Source organism: Stenotrophomonas sp. YJH_SMC_16, assembly GCF_059367875.1.
This window is the reverse complement of the sequence record NZ_JCAFRH010000005.1, coordinates 298,339-320,562: the sequence shown is the minus strand read 5'-3', so window position 1 is coordinate 320,562 and position 22,224 is coordinate 298,339. Positions and strand designations below refer to the sequence as shown.

At 67.0% G+C, this 22,224-nt stretch carries 20 protein-coding genes; 13 read left to right on the top strand and 7 right to left on the bottom strand.

Annotated features, from left to right (window positions below; all coding sequences use genetic code 11):
• Positions 1-12: 12 nt before the first annotated feature.
• Positions 13-915: a phosphate/phosphite/phosphonate ABC transporter substrate-binding protein gene (locus tag AC5P6E_RS13515; RefSeq protein ID WP_032952775.1), complete on the top strand. Its 903-nt coding sequence runs from the start codon at positions 13-15 to the stop codon at positions 913-915.
• On the top strand, positions 912-3,038 hold the full coding sequence (locus tag AC5P6E_RS13510) for a putative bifunctional diguanylate cyclase/phosphodiesterase (protein ID WP_418081708.1): 2,127 nt from the start codon (positions 912-914) through the stop codon (positions 3,036-3,038). Before AC5P6E_RS13515 ends, AC5P6E_RS13510 begins: the two co-directional genes overlap by 4 nt.
• A gap of 79 nt (positions 3,039-3,117) precedes the next feature.
• Here the strand turns inward: AC5P6E_RS13510 and epmB are convergent, their stop codons facing one another.
• Positions 3,118-4,134, bottom strand: coding sequence for an EF-P beta-lysylation protein EpmB (gene epmB, locus AC5P6E_RS13505; protein ID WP_329834945.1), 1,017 nt, complete (start codon positions 4,132-4,134; stop codon positions 3,118-3,120).
• A 120-nt stretch (positions 4,135-4,254) separates the two neighbouring features.
• Here epmB and efp point away from each other — a divergent pair, with 120 nt between their 5' ends.
• The 5 genes from efp to AC5P6E_RS13480 all read left to right on the top strand — a co-directional run bounded on the left by efp (position 4,255) and on the right by AC5P6E_RS13480 (position 8,483).
• A complete protein-coding gene (efp, locus tag AC5P6E_RS13500) occupies positions 4,255-4,821 on the top strand; it encodes an elongation factor P (protein ID WP_005410381.1) in 567 nt (188 codons plus the stop codon).
• A 168-nt stretch (positions 4,822-4,989) separates the two neighbouring features.
• On the top strand, positions 4,990-6,333 hold the full coding sequence (locus tag AC5P6E_RS13495) for a TRZ/ATZ family hydrolase (protein ID WP_019336839.1): 1,344 nt from the start codon (positions 4,990-4,992) through the stop codon (positions 6,331-6,333).
• A gap of 25 nt (positions 6,334-6,358) precedes the next feature.
• A complete protein-coding gene (gene ubiG, locus AC5P6E_RS13490; RefSeq protein ID WP_313208450.1) occupies positions 6,359-7,075 on the top strand; it encodes a bifunctional 2-polyprenyl-6-hydroxyphenol methylase/3-demethylubiquinol 3-O-methyltransferase UbiG in 717 nt (238 codons plus the stop codon).
• Positions 7,072-7,767, top strand: a complete 696-nt coding sequence (locus AC5P6E_RS13485) for a phosphoglycolate phosphatase (protein WP_312394111.1) — start codon at positions 7,072-7,074, stop codon at positions 7,765-7,767. Before ubiG ends, AC5P6E_RS13485 begins: the two co-directional genes overlap by 4 nt.
• 11 nt (positions 7,768-7,778) lie before the next feature.
• Positions 7,779-8,483 carry a squalene/phytoene synthase family protein gene (locus tag AC5P6E_RS13480; RefSeq protein WP_313208451.1) on the top strand — a complete coding sequence of 235 codons (705 nt, stop codon included), beginning with the start codon at positions 7,779-7,781 and terminating at the stop codon, positions 8,481-8,483.
• 158 nt (positions 8,484-8,641) lie between these two features.
• Here the strand turns inward: AC5P6E_RS13480 and AC5P6E_RS13475 are convergent, their stop codons facing one another.
• The 3 genes from AC5P6E_RS13475 to yidD are packed head-to-tail and all read right to left on the bottom strand — an operon-like array spanning position 8,642 to position 11,092.
• Complete coding sequence (locus AC5P6E_RS13475) at positions 8,642-9,490, bottom strand: M23 family metallopeptidase (protein WP_010486622.1); 849 nt, start codon at positions 9,488-9,490, stop codon at positions 8,642-8,644.
• A complete protein-coding gene (locus tag AC5P6E_RS13470) occupies positions 9,490-10,836 on the bottom strand; it encodes a dihydroorotase (protein ID WP_005417725.1) in 1,347 nt (448 codons plus the stop codon). The genes AC5P6E_RS13475 and AC5P6E_RS13470 overlap by 1 nt, the downstream gene beginning before the upstream one ends.
• A 1-nt stretch (position 10,837) precedes the next feature.
• On the bottom strand, positions 10,838-11,092 hold the full coding sequence (gene yidD, locus AC5P6E_RS13465) for a membrane protein insertion efficiency factor YidD (protein ID WP_495231051.1): 255 nt from the start codon (positions 11,090-11,092) through the stop codon (positions 10,838-10,840).
• A 272-nt stretch (positions 11,093-11,364) separates the two neighbouring features.
• On the opposite strand from yidD, the gene dksA reads away from it, so the two are divergent.
• On the top strand, positions 11,365-12,594 hold the full coding sequence (gene dksA, locus AC5P6E_RS13460) for an RNA polymerase-binding protein DksA (protein ID WP_019336819.1): 1,230 nt from the start codon (positions 11,365-11,367) through the stop codon (positions 12,592-12,594).
• Between the two features lie 558 nt (positions 12,595-13,152).
• On the opposite strand, the gene AC5P6E_RS13455 is transcribed toward dksA, so the two are convergent.
• Genes AC5P6E_RS13455 through cysS form a run of 3 tightly spaced genes read right to left on the bottom strand, consistent with a single transcriptional unit; the run spans position 13,153 to position 16,279 of the window.
• Entirely contained in the window at positions 13,153-14,400 is a 1,248-nt protein-coding gene (locus AC5P6E_RS13455) for an MFS transporter (RefSeq protein WP_329834950.1), read from the bottom strand.
• Positions 14,397-14,849, bottom strand: a complete 453-nt coding sequence (locus tag AC5P6E_RS13450) for a SufE family protein (RefSeq protein ID WP_010486631.1) — start codon at positions 14,847-14,849, stop codon at positions 14,397-14,399. Before AC5P6E_RS13450 ends, AC5P6E_RS13455 begins: the two co-directional genes overlap by 4 nt.
• Positions 14,850-14,902: 53 nt before the next feature.
• A complete protein-coding gene (cysS, locus tag AC5P6E_RS13445; RefSeq protein WP_049482305.1) occupies positions 14,903-16,279 on the bottom strand; it encodes a cysteine--tRNA ligase in 1,377 nt (458 codons plus the stop codon).
• A gap of 188 nt (positions 16,280-16,467) precedes the next feature.
• Between cysS and AC5P6E_RS13440 the strand changes: the two genes are divergently transcribed.
• The 5 genes from AC5P6E_RS13440 to AC5P6E_RS13420 all read left to right on the top strand — a co-directional run bounded on the left by AC5P6E_RS13440 (position 16,468) and on the right by AC5P6E_RS13420 (position 22,221).
• Positions 16,468-17,037, top strand: a complete 570-nt coding sequence (locus tag AC5P6E_RS13440; RefSeq protein WP_019336652.1) for a glycine zipper 2TM domain-containing protein — start codon at positions 16,468-16,470, stop codon at positions 17,035-17,037.
• A gap of 318 nt (positions 17,038-17,355) precedes the next feature.
• Positions 17,356-18,366 (top strand): N-acetylornithine carbamoyltransferase, encoded by a 1,011-nt coding sequence (locus AC5P6E_RS13435; protein ID WP_495231050.1) that lies wholly within the window; start codon positions 17,356-17,358, stop codon positions 18,364-18,366.
• A gap of 86 nt (positions 18,367-18,452) precedes the next feature.
• Entirely contained in the window at positions 18,453-19,646 is a 1,194-nt protein-coding gene (locus tag AC5P6E_RS13430; protein WP_019336650.1) for an argininosuccinate synthase, read from the top strand.
• 132 nt (positions 19,647-19,778) lie between these two features.
• Positions 19,779-20,867 (top strand): acetylornithine deacetylase, encoded by a 1,089-nt coding sequence (locus tag AC5P6E_RS13425; protein WP_010486641.1) that lies wholly within the window; start codon positions 19,779-19,781, stop codon positions 20,865-20,867.
• A gap of 25 nt (positions 20,868-20,892) precedes the next feature.
• Positions 20,893-22,221, top strand: a complete 1,329-nt coding sequence (locus AC5P6E_RS13420) for an acetylglutamate kinase (RefSeq protein WP_010486643.1) — start codon at positions 20,893-20,895, stop codon at positions 22,219-22,221.
• Positions 22,222-22,224 lie beyond the last annotated feature (3 nt).

Below are 22,224 nucleotides of genomic sequence, written 5' to 3'. Positions count from 1 at the left end.
CTGCGAAAGGCAATGCAGGGGGGACTGCTGAGCCTGGCCATGGTCCTGCTGGCCGGGACGGTGCGTGCAGCACCGGACCCGGTACTGGTGCTGGGCCGGATCAGCGATGATCCCAAGGCGCATTACGAACAGCTGCAGCCCTTGCTGGACTACGTGGTGGCGCGCATGCACGACGTTGGCATCAAGGAGGGGAGGATCCTGATGGCACGCGACCCGCAGCAGATGGCCAGCTATCTGCGGCGGGGCAGGGTCGACTGGGTCACCGAAACCTCGGGTACGGCGGTGGCGCTGGGCCAGCGCAGTGGCGCCCGCCCACTGCTGCTGACCGAGCGCAACGGCGTGCGTGATTACCAGACGGTGTTCTTCGTGCGCCGCGACAGCCCGATCCAGCGCGTACAGGATCTGCGGGGCCATCGCCTGGCCCTGCAGAACACGGCGTCCACCAGTGCCTATCTGGTGCCGGTGATGACGTTGCTGCAGGAGGGCCTGTCGCCCCAGATCCTGGCCGGTGCATGGGACATGCCGGGCCGGGACAGTGTGGGTTACGTATTTGCACGCAGCGAGCTGAACATCGCGACGTTCGTGCACAAGGGGGTGGTTGACGTGGGAGCGGTGAGCAGCGTGGACTGGAATGACGAGCGGCGGATGCCGGCAGCGTTCCGGCGCGACTTCCGCGAGCTGCTGCGCACCGAACCCTACCCGCGTGCGGTGGAGATGGTCCGCGCCGACCTGGATCCACGCGTGCGCGATCGCCTGCAGGAAGTGCTGCTGCAGGCAGCCAGCGACCCGCAGGCGCAGGGGGCGCTGCATCGGTTTTTTGGCACTTCCGGGTTCCACCGCGTCGATGCGCATGCGCAGCAGCGGTTGGATGAATTGAAACAAGGATTGACGCGCGTGCGGATGGAAGTGGAATGAAGTGGCTTGGCTCGGGGATGCAGGCCCGGTTCCTGCTCGCGATGGGCGGGGCGATGGTCGTGGTGATCGCGATCCTTGCAGTGTTGTTGGGGCGGCAGACGGCGATGCAGGGCGAGGTGCGCAACCTCAGCGGCGGCGTCATCCATGAACTGTTCGACCGCAGCGTGCGCAGCCGCGGCGAGGCGATGGCGCGTGAGTTGTCCGACGCCCTGGCCAACCCGTTGTACTACCGCGATCTGGACCAGGTCGGCGTACTGGTACGCAGTACCGCGCGCCAGCCCGTGGTGCGCTATGTACTGGTGTTCGACGATCGCGGCCGGCTGGTACACGACGGCTCGGTCGAGGTGTCCGGATTCGGCCAGCCGATGGCCGATCCACTGGCACCCAAGGCCGCAGCCGCGCAGATGCTGGTCGTGCAGGAATCGCCGAAGGTGCTCGACAACACCATGCCGATCATGATCGGCAACCAGCGCATTGGCGGCGTCCGGGTCGGCATGGCGCTGGATGAGGTGCAGCAGCGCGAGCAGGCGGCCAATGCCACCCTGGGCGAGCGCCTGCAGCAGGTCGGCAGCCGTCATCTGGGCTGGCTGCTGCTGATGCTGGGCCTGCTGGTGGTGATCGGCGTGGTGGTGATCCTGTACGTGCAGCGCACCCTGGTCGCGCCGATCCGTGATCTTGCCGTCGCCGCCCGTCGCATCGAGGCCGGTGACTACCAGACGCCCCTGGCCGAGAACACCCGCGACGACGAGGTCGGCGAACTGGTACGTGGTTTCGCCCGGATGCGCGATGCGATCGCCCGCCATGACCGCGAAGTGCGGCGCATGGCCTATACCGACGCGCTGACCGGGCTGACCAACCGGCTGGCATTCCGCGAGGCGCTTGATCATCGGTTGATGGCCGCCCGTGCCGCCAATCACCGGTTGGGCCTGCTGTTCGCCGATATCGACGACTTCAAGCGGGTCAATGACACCCTTGGCCACGAGGCCGGCGATGAGGCATTGCTGCAGTTCGCCCAGCGTATCGGCCGTGCGGTCACCGAGGCCGGGGGCGATGAGGCCCTGCTGGCGCGCTTCGGCGGAGACGAGTTCGTGATCCTGGTGGGCGACGGTGATGTGGCCGCCAACGCGCGGCTGCTGGCCGAAGTGCTGGTGCGCGAGCTGGGCAAGCCGCTGGTGGTGCAGGGCAGGGAACTGTTCCTGGGCACCTCGATCGGCGTGACCCTGTTCCCCGACGATGCAGCCGATGCGACCACCCTGCTGAAGAACGGCGACATCGCCATGTACCAGGCGAAGATGGCCGGCAAGAACTGCTATCGCTATTACAGCCGGGCGATGGACCATGCGGTCGAGCGTCGCGTGCATATGGAACAGGAGCTGCGCGGTGCCTGGGAGCGCGGCGAACTGCGCCTGGCCTACCAGCCGATCTTCCGCATGCGCGACCGCCGCATGGTCGGCGTTGAAGTACTGCTGCGCTGGCAGCACCCGACCCTGGGCACGATTCCGCCCTCGGTGTTCATCGAGGTAGCCGAGCAGAGTGGGCTGATCGAGATCATCGGCCCGAAGGTCCTGCGTGCGGCCTGCATGGAGGCCTCGCAGTGGCCGCGCGGGGCGGCCGGGGACGACCTGTTCGTGTCGGTCAACGTGTCGCCACGGCAGTTGCGCGGCGGTGAGCTGCCGGCACTGGTCGCGCAGTGCCTGCATGAGTCCGGGCTGCCGGCGTCGCGCCTGCATCTGGAGCTGACCGAAACCGCCGTGATCGGCGACGAGATGGTTGCCGCGCAGCTGCTGGACAAGCTGCACCGCACCGGCGTGAAGGTCTGGCTGGATGATTTCGGGACCGGCTTCTCCGGGCTCAGTCATCTGCGCCAGGTACCCGTGGACGGCGTGAAGATCGACAAGAGTTTCGTGGCCGACATGCAGCGTGACCCCGATGACCTCGCGCTGACCACGGCGATCATTGCCATGGCCCACGCGCTGGGCATCACCGTGGTGGCCGAAGGCATCGAGCAGCAGGCGCAGTTCGAGCTGCTGGCGCAGCGCGGCTGCGACCTTGGCCAGGGCTATTGGCTGAGCCACCCGGTGACCGCCACCGAAGTGGTGCGGATGATCGAATCGGGCATCTGACCGACACAAAAAAGGGGACGGAGGGGATTAAGTCGCAAATGCATAAGCGACTTCATCCCCTCCGTCCCCTTTTTTGGGGCTACACCGGGCGCTTGCTCGGGTCGCCGGGCAGTTCGCGCACCAGTTTCGGGATCAGATAACCGGACAGGCGTGCGGTCAGGCCGGCAATCAGTGCCTTGGCCTGGGCATCGTCCACTTCGAAATGGGCCACGCCCTCGACCCGGTCCAGCTGGTGCAGGTAGTAGGGCAGCACGCCGGCGGCGAAGCTGCGCTCGCTCAGGTCCTGCAGGGCCTGCACGCTGTCGTTGACCCCGCGCAGCAACACCGCCTGGTTCAGCAGCTGGGCGCCGATGCCGCGCAGGCGGGCCATCGCCGCGTCCACGCTGGCATCGAATTCATTGGCATGATTGGCGTGGACCACGATCGCCAGCGGCCACGGCAGGCTGCCCAGCCAGGAGACCAGTTCATCGTCCACGCGCTCCGGCAGCACGATCGGCAGCCGGGTATGGATGCGCAGGCGGCGGATATGCGGGATCGCGCGCAGGGCGTCGGTCAGCTCGGCCAGCTTGTGCGTGGCCAGCGACAGCGGGTCACCGCCGGACAGGATCACCTCGTCGATGTCCGGGTCGGCGGCGATGGCGGCTACGGCCTCCTGCCAGCCACCCTTGGCGGCGTTCTCCGCCCCATAGTCGAAGTGGCGGCGGAAGCAGTAGCGGCAGTTGATCGCGCAGCTGCCGGTGGCGACCAGCAGGGCACGGCCACGGTACTTCTGGATGACGCCGGTGGCCTTCTTGGCGGCACCGTCGCCCACCGCATCGAAGCTGAACCCGGGCACCGGGCGCATTTCCTCGTCGATCGGCAGCACCTGGCGCAGCAGCGGGTCGGCCGCATCGCCAGGGCGCATGCGGGCCACGAAGCCTTCCGGCACGCGTAGCGCGAACTGGGCCATGGCCGCCTCCGAGACGCCCAGCGCGACCGGGTCCAGCTGCAGCCGGGCCAGCAGCGCGTGCGGGTCGCGCAGCGCCTGGCGCCAGAGCTGCTGCCAGCGCGCGGGCGCACCTGGCGACTGGGGCCGTGGGAAGGCGGAAAGCTGCATGGAGAGGGGGCCTGCGGTTATCATGGGGGCAGAAAAACAGTCGCCCACCGGCATCCGGTGGGCTTTCCATTCTAACGGCTCGCCGCACCCGCGGCGTTTTTGCCACTCAGGAGTTTACGCATGGCCAGCTACGGCATGAACGACGTCAAGAACGGGATGAAGATCCTGGTCAACAACCAACCGGCCGTCATCATCGACACCGAATACGTCAAGCCGGGCAAGGGCCAGGCCTTCACCCGCGTGAAGTACCGCCTGATCAAGGACGGCCGTACCCAGGAAGTGACCATGAAGTCGACCGACTCGCTGGATGCAGCCGACGTCGTCGATACCGACATGAACTTCATGTACAGCGACGGCGAGTACTGGCACTTCATGGACCCGGAATCCTTCGAGCAGGTCCAGGCCACCAAGGCCGGCATGGGCGGCGCCGAGAAGTGGCTGAAGGGCGAAGAGTCCTGCGTGGTCACCCTCTGGAATGGTGAGCCGATCTTCGTGCAGCCGCCGAACTTCGTTGAACTGAAGATCACTGAAACCGATCCGGGCGTCCGTGGCGACACCTCGGGCGGCGGCGGCAAGCCTGCCACCCTGGAAACCGGCGCCGTGGTCCGCGTGCCGCTGTTCGTCAACCAAGACGAAGTGATCCGCGTCGATACCCGTTCGGGCGAATACTCCGCACGCGTCAAGTAAGGTTCCGGCCGCAGGTCGACCAGACTGTAGAGCCGAGCCCGTGCTCGGCTTTCCGGGCATCGCCCGGACCCGTTGCTGGCGCCCATGGCGCCGCAGCGGACAGCCGCCGGGCATGGCCCGGCGCTACCGCCTCCCGCCAGGCCCTTCTCCAATAGCCAGTGAGCCCGCATGAGCGATAGCCCGCACCTCCCCGAAGCCTGCGACCTGCTCATCGAAGCCGGTTACGTCGTTCCGATCGAGCCGCATGCGGTGGTGCTGGAAGACCATGCCGTGGCCGTGCGTGGCAGCGAGATCATCGCGATCCTGCCGCGTGCCGAGGCGCGCGCGCGTTTCCGCGCCGCCCAGGTGGTCAGCCGCCCCGAGGCCGCACTGATGCCGGGCCTGGTCAACGCGCACACGCACAACCCGATGACCCTGCTGCGCGGCGTCGCCGACGACCTGCCGCTGATGACCTGGCTGCAGCAGCACATCTGGCCGGTGGAAGCCGCGGTAATCGGCCCCGAATTCGTTGCCGACGGCACCACCCTGGCCATCGCCGAGATGCTGCGCGGTGGCACCACCTGCGCCAACGAGAACTATTTCTTCGGCGATGTGCAGGCCGCGGTCTACAAGAAGCACGGTTTCCGCGCGCTGGTTGGCGCGGTCATCATCGATTTCCCCACCGCCTGGGCCAAGACCGACGACGAGTACTTCGCCAAGGCCGGTGAACTACATGACCAGTGGCGCACCGATCCGCTGATCGGCACCGCGTTCGCGCCGCATGCGCCGTACACCGTCAACGATGCCAACTTCGAGCGGGTGCGGATGCTGTCCGACCAGCTCGACATGCAGGTGCACCTGCACACCCACGAGACCGCGCAGGAAATCACCGATTCGATCAAGCTGCACGGCCAGCGTCCGCTGGCGCGGCTGGATCGACTCGGCCTGGTCAACGACCGCCTGATCGCGGTGCACATGACCCAGCTGACCGACGCGGAAATCCACCTGTGCGCCGAACGTGGCGTCAGCGTGGTGCACTGCCCGGAATCGAACCTGAAGCTGGCCTCCGGTTTCTGCCCGGCCTGCGCCCTGCAACGCGCCGGCGTGAACCTGGCGATCGGCACCGACGGCTGCGCCAGCAACAACGACCTGGACATGTTCAGCGAGAACCGCACGGCGGCGATCCTGGCCAAGGCCGTGGCCGACGACGCCACCGCGCTGGATGCAGCCACCACGCTGCGCGCCTCCACGCTGGGCGGCGCCCGCGCGCTGGGCTTCGGCGAGCGCATCGGCTCGATCGAAGTGGGCAAGCAGGCCGACCTGGTCTGTGTTGACCTCTCGGCGCTGGAAACCCAGCCGCTGCACAATGTGCTGTCGCAGCTGGTGTACGCCACCGGCCGCCAGCAGGTCAGCGATGTCTGGATTGCCGGCAAGCCGAAGCTGGTGCAGCGCGAGCTGGTCGGCATGGACCTGCCGGGCATCATCGCCAACGCGCGCCAGTGGCGCGAGCGCATCCGCCATATCCGCGCCTGAACCCTGGCGCCGCAAGGACACCCTCATGACTGCCCCCCACGCATCCTCCAATTTCGATCAGGCCGAGCTGGACAAGTTCGCCGCGCTGGCCAACCGCTGGTGGGACGCTGATGGCCCGCAGAAGCCGCTGCATGCGCTGAACCCGGTGCGGCTGAAGTACGTGGCCGACCGCGTGCCGCTGTGCGGTGCGCGCGTGCTGGACATCGGCTGTGGTGGCGGCCTGCTGAGCGAGGCGCTGGCGCAGTCCGGTGCCGACGTCACCGCCATCGACCTGGCTCCGGAACTGGTCAAGGTCGCGCGCCTGCACGCGCTGGAAAGCGGTGCCAAGGTGGATTATCGCGTCCAGGCCGCCGAGGACCTGGCTGCCGAGCAGCCGGGCAGTTTCGATGTGGTCACCTGCATGGAAATGCTCGAGCACGTGCCGGATCCGGGCGCGATCATCGAGGCCTGCAAGCGCCTGCTGAAGCCGGGCGGCCACCTGTTCCTGTCGACCATCAACCGCACCGCTGCCGCATTCGCGGTGGCGATTGTCGGTGCCGAGTACGTGGCGCGATTGCTGCCCAAGGGCACCCATCACTACCAGGAATTCATCAAGCCGGCCGAGCTGGCACGCTGGCTGCGCGAAGCCGACATGCAGCTGGTGGATGTCAGCGGCATGGCCTACGAGCCGTGGCGCAACCACGCCCGCCTGAGCAGTCGCACCGACATCAACTACCTGGCCTACGCGGTCAAGCCGGCATGACCTCTGCCCGCTTCCCGCGCGCGGTGCTGTTCGATCTGGACGGCACCCTGCTGGACAGCGCGCCGGACTTCGTTGCCACCTGCGATGCGATGCTGGCCGAACGTGGCCGTGCGCCGATCGATCCGGCACTGCTGCGCCCGGTGGTCTCCAAGGGCTCGCGTGCGATGGTCGGGGCCGCGTTCCCGGAGCTGGATGCCGCCGCTCGCGATGCACTGATCCCGGAATTCCTGCAGCGCTATGAAGCGTTGATCGGCCAGCACGCAGTGCTGTTCGACGGCGTGGCCGGCATGCTTGCTGCACTGGATGCCGCCGGTACGGTGTGGGGTATCGTCACCAACAAGCCCGAGTACCTGGCGCGCCTGATCCTGCCGCAGCACGGCTGGCAGCAGCGCTGTGCGGTGCTGGTGGGTGGTGACAGCCTGGCCGAGCGCAAGCCGCATCCGCTGCCGCTGCTGCACGCGGCGAAGGCGATCGCCGTTGCCGCCGAAGACTGCGTGTACGTGGGCGACGACGAGCGCGACATCATCGCCGCGCGTGCCGCGGCCATGCCGTCGGTGGCGGCACTGTGGGGCTATCGCCTGCACAGCGACGACCCGCTGGCCTGGCAGGCCGACGTGCTGGTCGAGAACGCCGGACTTCTGCAACTGGCCAGTCTCTGGCCGACCCGGCCGGCAGCCCCGGCCCAGCCGTAAGGAATGACGTAGTGAGCAGTACCGCGCTGGACAGTTTCCTCGACAAGTGGCGCAGCCGTTGGCCGGAATGGTCGGTGGCCGCCCCGTTCGTGGCCGAATCGCAACGCGAGCTTGCGGTGGCGTGGTTCGCGCTGCTGCAGGAATTCGACGACATGCTCAACACCGGCGGCGATCCGTTGCCGGCCGACGCCAAGCTGGCGTGGTGGGGCGAGGAGCTGCGCAGCTGGGCTGCGCATCGTTCGCGCCACCCCCTGGGGCGTTTGCTGGAGCCGGTGCGTGCGCCGTGGGCGCAGCTGGCCGAAGCGCTGCCCGATCTGGTTGAAGCGCGCACGGTCGCGCTGGATGCGGCCGGAGCCGAGCGTGCGCTGGCCAATTACGCCGACGCGGTTGCCGCGGTGGAAGCGGCGCTGTTCAACGACAAGCCGCGCACCGGCGCCGGTCGTGCGGTGCAGCTGCAGACCCTGGCCCAGCGCCTGCAGGATGCCGGCGTGGCCGGTGTACCGCGCAGCCTGCTGGATGAGGATTCCAGCGCGGCCGCGCAGCGCTGGGCGCAGTACCTGCTGAAGGGATGGGGCAGTCGCGTGCCCGGTCCGCGCCCGCGCCGCGTGTGGTCCAGCTTGGCGCGCGCACGCGTGGCCGCGCAAGCCGCAGGCAAGCCGATCGAAGCCACCCCGGTGCGCACCCTGCTGCGCGTGTGGTGGGCTGCCCGCGGCTGATCCCGCGCTCCGCCGGGCATGGCCCGGCGCTACCTCGCGCGGTTGATTGAATGCTGTCTGTAGAGCCGAGCCCATGCTCGGCTCATCTCTGCGCGACAGCAGCCGAGCGTGGGCTCGGCTCTACAACAGCGGCTCACCACTGCACCGGGCGATGGGCGTTACTTCCGCTCCAGCACCAGCAGCGGGTCGATACGGGTATCGAACCAGTTCATGCCCCAGTGCAGGTGTGGCCCAGTGGCGCGACCGGTGGCACCGACCGCAGCGATCACCTGGCCCTGTTCCACCCGGTCGCCGACCTTCACGTCGATGCGCGACAGGTGCAGGAAGTTGGAGCTGACCCCGAAGCCGTGGTCGAGCAGCAGCGTGCCACCGGTCAGGTACAGGTCCGGGCCGGCGAAGGTGACGATGCCGGCGGCCGGTGCCTTCACCGGGGTGCCGGTCGGCACCGCGATGTCCATGCCGGAATGACCGGCACCAGGTTGACCGTTGTAGACACGCGCATTGCCGAAGCGGCCACTGATGCGGCCCTGCACCGGCCAGATGAAGGTCTGGGTGAAATCAGTGCGGTCGTCATCGCGGGCACGTGCCGCGGTCACCTGCGCCTGTTCGCGCTTGATCCGCTCGGCAATCGCCGGCGGCGGGTTCACCGTTTTCGGCGGCACGCCGTTGACCCGCTCGGTGGGCCAGTCGCGCGGCGTCACCGCAATGGTCGCGGTCTCGCTGCCACCATCGGGGCGCTGTACCTGCACGCGCAACGGGCCCTTCTCGTCGCGACCGATGCCGAACACCACACTGCCATAGCCGCTCACCCGCAGTTGGCGGCCGGCGTACTGCACGCGGCTGCCGGCGGGCACCTTGCCGATCACCAGCGCGCCCTGCGACGCGCTGGCCGGAAACACCACGCGACTGTCGATCAGGCTGCCGATGCCATCCTGCGCCTGCGCCGCCGGTGCGGTGAACAGGGGCGCGGCCAGCAGCAGCGCCCCGAACAGAAATACCTTGCGCATCAGCGGTCGTAGGTCATGCGCTGGCCGGCCGGTTCACCCACCAGTTTGCTGCCGTCCCACACCAATTGGCCGTTGACCCAGGTCGAGGCCACGCGCGAACGGAAGGTGGTGCCTTCGAACGGCGACCAGCCGCACTTGGACAGCACGTCCTCGCGCTTGACGGTGAATGGCACGTCTTCCACCAGCACCAGGTCGGCGAAGTAGCCTTCGCGCAGGAAGCCTCGTTCTTCCACGTCGAACAGCTGTGCCGGTGCGTGTGCGAATTTCTGCACCACCTGCTCGCGGGTCAGCTTCCCTTCGTGCACGCGCTCCAGCGCGGCCACCAGCGCGTACTGCACCAGCGGCAGGCCCGACGGCGCCTGCGCGTAGGGCTTCTGCTTCTCTTCCCAGGTGTGCGGGGCGTGGTCGGTGGCCAGCACGTCCAGCACGTCGTCGGCCAGCGCAGCGGTGATTGCTTCGCGGTCGGACACTTCCTTGATCGCCGGGTTGCACTTGATCAGGTTGCCCTTGGTCGCATAGTCCGGGCGCGCGAAGTGCAGGAAGTGCACGCAGGTTTCGGCAGTGATCTGCTTGCGGCTGCCGTCGGCGCGGATCAGTGGACCCTTTTCGAACAGCGCCAGCTCGTCGGCGGTGGAGATGTGCAGTACATGCAGGCGGGTGCCGTGCTTGCGCGCCAGCGACATCGCCAGGCGGGTCGACTTGATGCAGGCCTCGCGCGAACGGATATCCGGATGCATGTCCGGGGTCAGCGCGTCGCCGTACTTTTCCTGGAAGGCCTTCAGGTTGGCATCGATCATCGGCGTGTCTTCGCAGTGCGTGATGATCGGGGTGGGGCATTCGCGGAAGATCGCATCCAGCGTTTCCGGGTTGTCCACCAGCATGTTGCCGGTAGAGGCGCCCATGAACACCTTCACGCCCGGGGCCTTCTTCGGGTCCAGCGCACGGATCGCTTCGAGGTTGTCATTGCTGGCGCCGTGGTAGAAGCCGTAGTTGGCCCAGGCGCGGCCGCGCGCGAGTTCGTACTTGGCTTCCAGGATGGTCGAATCCAGCGTCGGCGGGTTGGTGTTGGGCATGTCCATGAAGCTGGTCAGGCCACCGGCCACGGCCGCCGCCGATTCGCTGGCGATGTCGCCCTTGTGGGTCAGGCCCGGTTCGCGGAAGTGCACCTGGTCATCGATCATGCCAGGCAGCAGCCAGCGTCCGGCCGCGTCCACCACCTGCTCGCCGTCGCGCGGCGCCAGCCCATTGCCGATCTGCGCGATGCGGCCGTTCTCGATGCGCAGGTCGCCGTCGAAGGTGCGGCCTTCGTTGACCATCCGGGCGTTGGTGATGAGGGTGGAGGACATGTCAGTGTTTTCCTGTGCAACGGCAAGAGGGGGCGTGGTTGGATTCGGGCACCGGGTCGAAGCCGCCGGGGTGGAACGGGTGGCAGCGGCCCAGCCGGCGCGCAGACAGCCAGCTGCCGCGCAGCGGGCCGTGCCGCGAGATGGCGTCCATCGCGTATTCAGAACAGCTCGGCACGAAACGGCAGCGTGGCCCCAGCAGGGGGCTGATGAAGCGCTTGTAGAAGCGCAGCAGGGCAATGAGCAGGCGCGAGATCACCCAGTCATCTTATGCCAGTTGGCATGAAGGCCGCATTTGTGCAGGATGGGCCGTTGGTCGCATGTCGCCGATGGCCTGCGACCGGTACCAGCACCTCCGGGTGCTGGCCAGGTTCCGTACCGCGCAAGGCGGTCCGTGTTCGTCGGACTGCCTCCAAGGGCGCCTTGACTCCAGGACTGAATGGAGCAGGGGGTCGAGGTTGCTGCTGCGGGTCGGGTAGGCTATAAAGGCCCGCTTTCCCGGGCCCCGGGGAATCCAAGGAAGAGCGTTTCGTGGCTGCTAAAAAAACTGCAAAGAAGGCCGCAACGGCCGCCAAGAAAACCGCCAAGCCTGTTGTGAAGAAGTTGGCGGCAAAGCCCGTTGCCAAGAAACCGGCCAGCAAGCCGGCGACCAAGGCAGCGTCCTCGCAACCGGCGGCCAGGAAGGCCACCGCAAAGAAAACGCCGGTCAAGGCAACCAAGCCGGTGGCGAAGAAGGCTGCTGCGCCCGCCAAGGCCAAGCCTGCCGCTGCCAGCAAGAAGGCGCCGGTGATGAAGAAGGCCGCCAGCAAGGCCGCGCCGGTGAAGAAGGCCGCCGCCAAGCCGGTGGCGAAGAAGGCCGTAGCCAAGCCGGCGCCGAAGGCGGTGGTGAAGAAGGCTGCAGCCAAGCCGGTCGCCAAGCCCGCGGCCAAGAAGGTCGCTGCGGCTAAACCGGTTGCCACGCCTGCCGCTGTAAAGAAGGTTGCCAAGAATGTTGCCGTGCCGGCCGTGAAGCCGGCCCCGGCCCCAGTAGTGAAGTCCGCACCGAAGCCTGCTGCCAAGCCGGCTCCGGCCAAGCCTGTCCCGGTCAAGACCGTGGCAGTGGCAGCAGCCCAACCGGCTTCCAAGCCGGCCCCGGCCGCCGCTCCTGCCGCTTCGAAGGCCCCGCAATCCAAGAATCCCGTGCCCGTTTCGAAATCGCCTGCCAAAACCGCCGTGAAATCCGATTCCGCCCCGAAGACCGTGTCGCGCCCTGTCGGCAAGGTTGCCGTGGCCGTCGCCGCCCGCTCGGCTGCACCGGCCCCTCGCAGCAAGTACAAGGTGGTCGAGTACAAGACCGACGAGGCCACCGGCCGCCCGATCCTGCCGACTGGCTACAAGCCGTCCTCGGAAGAGGAATACATGAGCCCGCTGCAGCAGGAGTACTTCCGTCAGCGTCTGCAGAACTGGCGCGCGGACCTGGTGGAAGAGTCCAAGCAGACCATCGAGAATCTTCGTGAGGAAGTGCGTGACATCGGCGACGAAGCCGAGCGCGCGACCCGCGAGACCGAGAACTCGCTGGAACTGCGTACCCGCGACCGCTACCGCAAGCTGATCGGCAAGATCGACAGCACCCTGAAGCGCCTGGAAGCGGGCGACTACGGTTACTGCGTCGACACCGGTGAAGAAATCGGCCTGGAGCGCCTCGAAGCGCGCCTGACCGCCGAGCGCACCATCGACGCCCAGGAGCGTTGGGAGCACCTGCAGAAGCAGCAGGGCGACTGATTCCTGCTCGTTGTATGGTCATGCGAAAAACCCGGCCTCGGCCGGGTTTTTTGTTGGGTTCGAGTTGGCTGTGTAGAGCAGCGCCTTCCGGGTATCGGGTGGAGCCTGCGGGTGGGTCCGGGCAGGACACGCTGCAAGTACATCCCTGTAAGCTCGGCCGCGGCATCCATGCCGCGGACGGTCCCGCCCGGACCCACCCGCAGGCTCTCGACGGTTTCCTGCGTGCGCGGCCGATGTAGAGCCGAGCCCACGCTCGGCTCAGGCCGACAGGAGCGGTCATGCGTGCGCTCGCGGCTGTTGAGTCCGCCTTGTAGCGAGCCGAGCACCGCAGGGGAATCAGGGGCGAAGAGGCGCCGCTGTTTGAGCGCAGCGAGTTCGGCGCCGTCCCCTGATTCACCGAGGAGCACAGGGCACCGGCGCGCAGCGCCGGCTCGCGGATGGCGGAGCGTTTCTTTGGTTACTTTCTTTTCGCGAAAAGAAAGTGACAAGCCCAATCATCGAGGGAGAGCAACGGCCCCAGCCAAACACCCGGCGCCGCCGAATCCGCTGTTCGCAGCGTCACTGCAGATCACGCAAATTCAGTTTCCGCAATGTCGGGTTCTTCCACGCGGTGATCCCGGCCACGCTCAGCACCGCGAACCCACCCAGCACCACGGCCGGCACCAGGCCGAGCAGCTTGGCCATCGTGCCGGCATAGAACGCGCCCAGCTCGTTGGACGAACTGATGAAGATGCCGTTGATTGACGACACCCGTCCGCGCATTTCTTCCGGCGTGGCCAACTGCAGGATGGTCGATCGGATCACCACCGAGACGCCATCGAAGGCCCCGTAGAACAGCAGGATCAGCGCCGACAGCCAGAAGTGCTGCGACAGGCCGAAGCCGATCACGCACAGGCCGAAACCGGCCACCGCGAACAGCAGTACGCGGCCGGCATTGCGGTGCAGCGGGTGGCGGGCCAGCCACAGGCCCACGCACACCGAACCGAGCGCCGGCATCGCGCGCAGGATGCCCAGGCCTTCCGGGCCGTGGTGCAGGATTTCGTGCAGGAACGCCGGCAGCATCGCCACCACGCCGCCGAGCAGGACCGAGAACATGTCCAGCGCCATCGCCCCGACCATGATCCGGTTGCCGACCACGAAGCGCGCGCCTTCGGCGATGCTCTTGAAGATCGGCGCGGCGGGACCGGTGTGCACCGGTTCTTCCACCTTCAATGTAGCCAGGCAGGCCATCGCCACCAGCGCAAAGGCCGTAGCCAACGCGTAGGAGAGGCCCTTGCCGCCGAAGCCGACCAGCACGCCACCCAGTGCCGGACCAGCCACCATGCCGGCCTGGAACACCACCGCGCCGAGGCCTGCGCCGCGCGCGAACTGATCGCGGGCCAGCACGCGGGCGAACAGCGCGTTGTAGATCGGCGACAGGAAGGCGCGGACCATGCCGGTCAGGGCGATGGCTGCATAGATGGGCCACACGCCTTTAAACGGCAGCCAGCCCTTGGCCACGCTGGTCAGTACCAGCGCGGTGGCGATCAGCCCGGAACAGGCCGCCATGCCCAACCGGCGCCGCGGCAGATGGTCGACCAGGTAGCCGGCGAATGGCGCCACGCAGAAGAACGGCAGCACCTCGGCCAGGCCGATCAGGCCCAGCGAGAACGGATTGCGGGTGACTTCGTAGATGTGCCAGCCGACGGTGACTGCCACCACCTGGTAGGACAGCATCGCGAAGATGCGGTAGGCCAGCAGCTTGGCGAAGCCGGGTCGGGACAGCAGGCCCAGCGCGGTGTCCTCGGCTGTGGCAGGCTCGCTCACGACGGATCGCGCTGCAGCTGGGCCTGCGCGGTCTCGCGGATGAAGGCCAGCATCGCTGCCACACCATTGCTGCGGGTCGGAGACAGGTGGCGGGCCAGGCCGATGTCCTGGATATAGCTCGGTTCGGTGGCCAGGATCTCCTGCGCCGAGCGCCCGGAGTACACGCGCAGCGCCAGGAAGATCAGGCCGGAGACGATGGCCGAATCACTGATGGCATGGAAGCGCAGCGACTGCGCATTGCCTTCCGGCACGATCCAGACCATCGACTGGCAGCCGAGCAGGCGATGCTCTTCGGTCTTCCATTCTTCCGGGAAGGCCGGCAGCTTGCGGCCGAGGTCGATCAGGTACTGGTAGCGCTCGGACCAGTCGCCGAAGAAGCCGAATTCCTCGGCGATGGCGGTCTGGGCCTCGGCGGCGGTGGGTTCAAGCGGGAACGGGGAGTCGGTCACAACAGTCTCTACGGTGGGGCGTGGCCGGCGTACCGGCCACGGGGCAGGGCAGGTCAGCCGCGCTTGCGCGACCAGCGCACGCCCTGCGGGGTGTCTTCCAGCACGATGCCTTCGGCGGCCAGCTGGTCGCGGATGGCGTCGGAACGGGCGAAGTCGCGGGCCTTCTTGGCAGCGGCACGCTCGTCGATCAGGCTCTGGATACGGGCATCGTCGCCGTCATCGCCCGCAGCGGTACCGAACCATTGCGCCGGGTCGGCCTGCAGCAGGCCCAGGGCCAGGCCGGCACCGAGCAGCTCGCCCTTCAGGCGTGCCTGTTCGGCCGGGTCGGTGGCTCGGCGTGCATCGGCAGCGATGCGGGCCACTTCGGCCAGCGCCTGCGGGGTGTTCAAGTCGTCATCCAGGGTCGCCTCGACCGTGGCCGGGATCGCCACGACCGCGTCGACCGACGCCAGTTCGCGCAGGGTGCCGTACAGGCGATCCAGGGTGCGCACCGACTGCTCGATCAGGCCATCGGACCAGTCCAGCGGCTGCCGGTAGTGGGCCGACAGCAGCGCCAGGCGCAGGGCTTCCGGCGGATGCTGGCGCACCAGGTCGTGCACGCGCTCGATGTTGCCCAGCGACTTGCTCATCTTGGCGCCGCCGAAGTTGAGCATGCCGTTGTGCAGCCAGAAACGGGCGAAGATCTTGCCGCCGTGGGCGCATTCGCTCTGCGCGATCTCGTTCTCGTGGTGCGGGAACTGCAGGTCGACGCCGCCGGCATGGATGTCGATGGTCTCGCCCAGATGGGCGGCGGCCATCGCCGAGCATTCGATGTGCCAGCCCGGGCGGCCACGGCCCCACGGCGATTCCCAGCCGGGCAGGTCGTCGCTGGACGGCTTCCACAGCACGAAATCGCCGGGATCGCGCTTGTAGGGGGCGACATCGACACGGGCGCCGGCCAGCATCTCTTCCGGGTCGCGGCGCGAGAGCTTGCCGTAGCCGTCGAAGCTGGCCACCGCGAACAGCACATGGCCCTCGGCGGCATAGGCATGGCCGTTGGCGATCAGCTGCTCGATCATGGTGATGATCTGCGGCATGTGCGCCGTCACTTCCGGTTCGATGTCCGGCGGCACCACGCCCAGGGCGGCCATGTCTTCACGGTAGGCGGCAGCGAACCTGTCGGTGATGGTGCTGATCGGCACCCCCTGCTCGCGCGCGGCGGTGTTGATCTTGTCGTCCACGTCGGTGATGTTGCGCGCGTAGCGCAGGCCACCGAAACGGCGCCGCAGCAGGTCGGCCAGCACGCCGAACACCACCGGGCCACGGGCGTTGCCGATGTGCACGTAGTTGTAGACCGTGGGGCCGCACACATACAGGGTCGGACAGGCCGGGTCGAGCGGGGTGAACGGTTCGAGCTGGCGAGTCAGGTTGTTGTGCAGGCGCAGGGTCATGGGGCTGTGGCTGGGGGACAAGCCTGTGATTTTAGAACGTGTCGGCCCCCTTTGGGGGCACCGCCTGCCACCGGTGGACGCCGGGTCCGTCCAAGGTGGGGTGGGCAGGAGCAGCGTGGACGGGTAATGTTCAGCCCCTTGCGCTCGCCACTGCCTACACTATTGCCGTGTCCTTGCTCCCTTCGCCAATGAAATCCACCGCGTTGCTGACCCTGGCCTGCCTGTCGGCGCTGGCCGCCGTGGCCCAGGCGCAGGAGGCCGAGCCCCGCAACCGGGTGGTGATCGTGGAGAACGTGAAGTTCGACTACGCGCAGGTGCTGAACGTCGAGCCCGTGTTCCAGACCCTGCGCGCGACCCGCACCGAAGAACACTGCGAGCCGGTCTCGACCCGGACTCTGGCGCCGGTCAATGTCACCGGCGAGGAGCCGGTCGAGGACAAGGGCCGGATCAGCCGCTTCTGGGACTCGGTGCGCTCGATGTTCAAGCGCAGCGATGAAGAGGTCTCCGAGGACGCCGCCGCCGAGTCACCCGCCCCGGCGCCGGCACCGGCCAACAATGGCCCGATGCTGACCCGTGACTGCCGTATCGTCCCGGTGGGGCGTGAATTCCGCAGGCCCATCGCCTACGACGTGGATTACGTCTACAAGGGCACCAAGTACCGCTCACGGCTGCCGGAAGACCCCGGCAACCGGCTCAAGATCCGGGTGTCTATCACCCCTTGGGTCGGCCCCGAGCAGGGTGCCACGGGCAATCCCTGATTCTGCGGCCCCGGCCCCTTGCGTCGGCCCCGGCCGCATGCAAAGATGGTTGACCATGAAGCTCACCGACTTCCAGCACGACAGCAGCGCAGCCCGACAGGCGTCGGGCATGACCTCGCGTGCGCGTCGACCGGAACCCCACATCCTCGCTGGGTAACCGGAGCTTTTTGCTGTTCGTCCGAAAAAAACCCAGCCGCCCGGCTGGGTTTTTTCGTTTCTGCGTTCTGAAAGCTGCAACTGCAACCTTTTCGTTCCACCTTTGCTTCCTGTTTTCCCTTCCACCGCGTCGAACCCGGCGCCGCCACGCAAGGAAAGATGATGTCCCCCAAGCACTTCCTGAACACCCAGGACTGGAGCCGCAGCGATCTCGACGCGCTGCTGACCCAGGCCGCGCTGTTCAAGCGCAACAAGCTCGGCGACCAGCTCAAGGGCAAGTCGATCGCGCTGGTGTTCTTCAATCCGTCCATGCGCACCCGCACCAGCTTCGAACTGGGCGCGTTCCAGCTGGGGGCCCACGCGGTGGTGCTGCAGCCAGGCAAGGATGCGTGGCCGATCGAGTTCAACCTCGGCACGGTGATGGACGGCGATACCGAAGAGCACATCGCTGAAGTGGCCAAGGTGCTGGGCCGTTACTGCGACATCATCGCCGTGCGCGCGTTCCCCAAGTTCATCGACTGGGCCTACGACCGCCAGGACATCGTCCTCAACAGCTTCGCCAAGTACTCGCCGGTGCCGGTCATCAACATGGAGACCATCACCCACCCGTGCCAGGAACTGGCCCACGTGATGGCCCTGCAGGAGCACTTCGGCACCCAGGACCTGCGTGGCAAGAAGTACGTGCTGACCTGGACCTACCACCCCAAGCCGCTGAACACCGCCGTGGCCAACTCGGCGCTGACCATCGCCACGCGCATGGGGATGGACGTGACCCTGCTGTGCCCGACCGCCGACTACATCCTGGATGACCGCTACATGGGCTGGGCCGAGCAGAACGTGGCCGAGAGCGGCGGTTCGCTGAAGATCAGCCATGACATCGACAGCGCCTACGCCGGCGCCGACGTGGTCTACGCCAAGAGCTGGGGGGCGCTGCCGTTCTTCGGCAACTGGGAGCCGGAAAAGCCGATCCGCGACCAGTTCAGGCACTTCATCGTGGACGAGCGGAAGATGGCGCTGACCAACACCGGTGTGTTCAGCCACTGCCTGCCGCTGCGCCGCAACGTGAAGGCCACCGACGGCGTGATGGATTCGCCGCAATGCATCGCCATCAACGAAGCCGAGAACCGCCTGCACGTGCAGAAGGCGATCATGGCCGCCGTTGCCGGGCGCTGAGAAGCATCAGTCGAGCATGGCTCGACTCTACATAGACGAAGTCGAGCATGGCTCGACGACACACACGAACAGGACATACCCTCCCCATGAGCAACAAAGACGTCGTTCTCGCCTTCTCCGGCGGCCTGGATACCAGCTTCTGCGTGCCGTACCTGCAGGAGCGTGGCTACAACGTGCACACCGTGTTCGCCGACACCGGCGGCGTGGATGATGAAGAGCGCGATTTCATCGAAAAGCGCGCCGCCGAGCTGGGCGTGACCAGCCACGTCACCGTCAACGGTGGCCCGGCCATCTGGGAAGGCTTCGTCAAGCCGTTCGTATGGGCCGGCGAAGGCTACCAGGGCCAGTACCCGCTGCTGGTCTCGGACCGCTACCTGATCGTCGATGCCGCGCTGAAGCGTGCCGCCGAACTGGGCACCCACATCATCGCCCACGGCTGCACCGGCATGGGCAACGACCAGGTCCGCTTCGACCTGGCCGTGAAGGCCCTGGGTGACTACCAGATCATCGCGCCGATCCGCGAGATCCAGAAGGAACACACCCAGACCCGCGCCTACGAGCAGAAGTACCTGGAAGAACGTGGCTTCGGCGTGCGCGCCAAGCAGCAGGCCTACACCATCAACGAGAACCTGCTGGGCCTGACCATGTCCGGCGGCGAGATCGACCGCTGGGAAGCCCCGGGCGAGGGCGCCCGTGGCTGGTGCGCACCGCGCAGCGAGTGGCCGGAGCAGGCGCTGACGGTCACCCTGAAGTTCGTCGAAGGCGAAGCGGTTGAACTGAACGGCAAGGCGCTGCCGGGCGACCAGATCCTGGCCCAGCTCAACAAGCTGTTCGCCCCGTACGGCGTTGGCCGCGGCGTCTACACCGGCGATACCGTGATCGGCCTGAAGGGCCGCATCGTGTTCGAGGCACCGGGCCTGGTTTCGCTGCTGGCCGCACACCGCGCGCTGGAAGATGCGGTGCTGACCAAGCAGCAGAACCGCTTCAAGCCGGATGTGGCGCGCAAGTGGGTGGAGCTGGTGTACGAAGGCTTCTACCACGACCCGCTGAAGACCGACATCGAAGCGTTCCTGAAGTCCTCGCAGGCCAAGGTCAACGGTGAAGTGGTGCTGGAGACCCGTGGTGGCCGCGTCGATGCAGTGGCGGTGAAGTCGCCGCACCTGCTCAACACCAAGGGTGCCACCTACGCGCAGTCGGCCGACTGGGGCGTGGAAGAGGCCGAGGGCTTCATCAAGCTGTTCGGCATGAGCTCGACGCTTTACGCGCAAGTCAACCGCTGAGCGGTTGACCACGCATTCCACCTCAACCCTGCGCCGTTGGCGCGCCCCCTTCAACAAGAAGGGGGCTCTCCACCAGACGCATTCCGGTAGCGCCGGGCCATGCCCGGCGGAATTCCACAGGATTGTTGATTCATGCTTGAACAGACGCTCGATCACCTGCAGGCGCTGGTGTCCTTCGACACCCGCAACCCGCCGCGTGCGATCACCACCGGTGGCATCTTCGATTACCTGCGCGCGAACCTGCCCGGCTTCAACGTCGAGGTGATCGACCACGGCGCCGGTGCGGTCAGCCTGTACGCCGTGCGCGGGACGCCGAAGTACCTGTTCAACGTACACCTGGATACCGTGCCGGATTCGCCGCACTGGAGTGCCGACCCGCACGTGATGCGCCGCCTGGACGACCGCGTGGTCGGTCTGGGCGTGTGTGACATCAAGGGCGCGGCCGCCGCACTGGTGGCCGCAGCCAATGCCAGCGACGGTGACGCAGCCTTCCTGTTCTCCAGCGATGAAGAAGCCAACGATCCGCGCTGCATCGCTGCGTTCCTGGCCCGTGGCCTGCCGTATGAAGCGGTGCTGGTGGCCGAGCCGACCATGAGCGAGGCGGTGCTGGCGCACCGTGGCATCAGCTCGGTGCTGATGCAGTTCGCTGGCCGCGCGGGGCATGCCTCGGGCAAGCAGGATGCAGCCGCCAGCGCGCTGCATCAGGCCATGCGCTGGGGCAACCGCGCGCTGGACCACGTGGAATCGCTGGCGTCGGCGCGCTTCGGCGGGCTGACCGGCCTGCGCTTCAACATCGGTCGCGTCGAAGGTGGCATCAAGGCCAACATGATCGCGCCCGCTGCCGAAGTGCGCTTCGGTTTCCGTCCGCTGCCGTCGATGGATATCGATGCGTTGCTGGCGACCTTTGCCGGCTTCGCCGAGCCGCAGGCGGCACTGTTCACCGAAACCTTCCGTGGCCCCAGCCTGCCGGCCGGTGACATCGCCGAAGCCGAGAACCGCCGCCTGCTGGCGCGCGACGTGGCCGATGCGCTGGACCTGCCGATCGGCAACGCGGTGGACTTCTGGACCGAGGCCTCGCTGTTCTCGGCCGGTGGCTACACCACGCTGGTGTTCGGCCCGGGCGACATCGCCCAGGCCCACACCGCCGACGAGTTCGTGACGCTGGAGCAGCTGCAGCGCTACACCGACGCCGTGCACCGCATCATCGCCGCCGGCGCCTGATTCTTCCCTTTCCGACGAAACCGAAATGTCTCCTGCCCTCCAGCCCCACCGCCAGACCCGCCAGACCATCGTGCGCCTGCTTTCCAGCATGGCCAGCGCGAAGGAGATCAGCCAGTACCTCAAGCGCTTTTCGCAGCTGGATGCCAAGCGCTTCGCCGTGGTCAAGGTCGGCGGCGCGGTGCTGCGCGACGACCTCGACGCGCTGACCTCCTCGCTGTCGTTCCTGCAGGAGGTCGGTCTGACCCCGATCGTGCTGCACGGCGCCGGCCCGCAGCTGGATGCCGAGCTGTCGGCCGCTGGCATCGAGAAGCAGACCGTGAACGGCCTGCGCGTGACCTCGCCGGAAGCGCTGGCGATCGTGCGCCGGGTGTTCCAGCAGTCCAACCTGCGCCTGGTCGAGGCGCTGCAGCAGAACGGCGCGCGCGCCACCTCGATCACCGGTGGTGTGTTCGAGGCCGAGTACCTGGACGTGGACACCTACGGCCTGGTCGGCGAGGTGAAGAAGGTCAACCTGGCGCCAATCGAGGCCAGCCTGCGCGCCGGTTCGATCCCGGTCATCACCAGCCTGGGTGAGACCGCCGGCGGCCAGATCCTCAACGTCAACGCCGACTTCGCCGCCAACGAGCTGGTGCAGGAACTGCAGCCGTACAAGATCATCTTCCTGACCGGCACCGGCGGCCTGCTGGACGAGCAGGGCAACGTGATCGATTCGATCAACCTGTCCACCGAGTACGACCACCTGATCGCGCAGCCGTGGATCCACGGCGGCATGAAGGTGAAGATCGAACAGATCAAGGATCTGCTTGATCGCCTGCCGCTGGAATCGTCGGTGTCGATCACCCGTCCGGCCGACCTGGCCAAGGAACTGTTCACCCACAAGGGCTCGGGCACGCTGGTACGCAAGGGCGAGAAAGTACTGCGCGCCACCGCCTGGGACGAACTGGACCTGCCGCGCCTGAAGGGCCTGATCGAATCCAGTTTCGGCCGCACCCTGGTGCCGGACTACTTCGAGAAGACCAAACTGTTGCGTGCCTATGTCAGCGAGAACTACCGCACCGCGGTGATCCTCACCGACGAGGCAGAGGGCGTGTACCTGGACAAGTTCGCCGTGCTCGACGACGCGCAGGGCGAGGGCCTGGGCCGCGCAGTATGGAACGTGATGCTGGAGGAAACCCCGCAGCTGTTCTGGCGCTCGCGCCACGGCAACCCGATCAATCACTTCTACTACGCCGAGTCCGATGGCTGCTACAAGCAGGATCAGTGGAAGGTGTTCTGGTTCGGTGCCGATGGCATCGACCGGATCAAGACCTATGTCGATCATTGCGCGCAGCGCACCCCGAGCCTGCAGGGCTGAGCG

Excerpts from the sequence above, each read along its gene's own strand:
- AC5P6E_RS13515 (WP_032952775.1), top strand. The coding sequence starts at position 13 with ATGCAGGGGGGACTGCTGAGCCTGGCCATGGTCCTGCTGGCCGGGACG.
- AC5P6E_RS13510 (WP_418081708.1), top strand. The coding sequence starts at position 912 with ATGAAGTGGCTTGGCTCGGGGATGCAGGCCCGGTTCCTGCTCGCGATG.
- epmB (WP_329834945.1), bottom strand. The coding sequence starts at position 4,134 with ATGCAGCTTTCCGCCTTCCCACGGCCCCAGTCGCCAGGTGCGCCCGCG.
- efp (WP_005410381.1), top strand. The coding sequence starts at position 4,255 with ATGGCCAGCTACGGCATGAACGACGTCAAGAACGGGATGAAGATCCTG.
- AC5P6E_RS13495 (WP_019336839.1), top strand. The coding sequence starts at position 4,990 with ATGAGCGATAGCCCGCACCTCCCCGAAGCCTGCGACCTGCTCATCGAA.
- ubiG (WP_313208450.1), top strand. The coding sequence starts at position 6,359 with ATGACTGCCCCCCACGCATCCTCCAATTTCGATCAGGCCGAGCTGGAC.
- AC5P6E_RS13485 (WP_312394111.1), top strand. The coding sequence starts at position 7,072 with ATGACCTCTGCCCGCTTCCCGCGCGCGGTGCTGTTCGATCTGGACGGC.
- AC5P6E_RS13475 (WP_010486622.1), bottom strand. The coding sequence starts at position 9,490 with ATGCGCAAGGTATTTCTGTTCGGGGCGCTGCTGCTGGCCGCGCCCCTG.
- AC5P6E_RS13470 (WP_005417725.1), bottom strand. The coding sequence starts at position 10,836 with ATGTCCTCCACCCTCATCACCAACGCCCGGATGGTCAACGAAGGCCGC.
- cysS (WP_049482305.1), bottom strand. The coding sequence starts at position 16,279 with ATGACCCTGCGCCTGCACAACAACCTGACTCGCCAGCTCGAACCGTTC.
- AC5P6E_RS13440 (WP_019336652.1), top strand. The coding sequence starts at position 16,468 with ATGAAATCCACCGCGTTGCTGACCCTGGCCTGCCTGTCGGCGCTGGCC.
- AC5P6E_RS13435 (WP_495231050.1), top strand. The coding sequence starts at position 17,356 with ATGTCCCCCAAGCACTTCCTGAACACCCAGGACTGGAGCCGCAGCGAT.
- AC5P6E_RS13430 (WP_019336650.1), top strand. The coding sequence starts at position 18,453 with ATGAGCAACAAAGACGTCGTTCTCGCCTTCTCCGGCGGCCTGGATACC.
- AC5P6E_RS13425 (WP_010486641.1), top strand. The coding sequence starts at position 19,779 with ATGCTTGAACAGACGCTCGATCACCTGCAGGCGCTGGTGTCCTTCGAC.
- AC5P6E_RS13420 (WP_010486643.1), top strand. The coding sequence starts at position 20,893 with ATGTCTCCTGCCCTCCAGCCCCACCGCCAGACCCGCCAGACCATCGTG.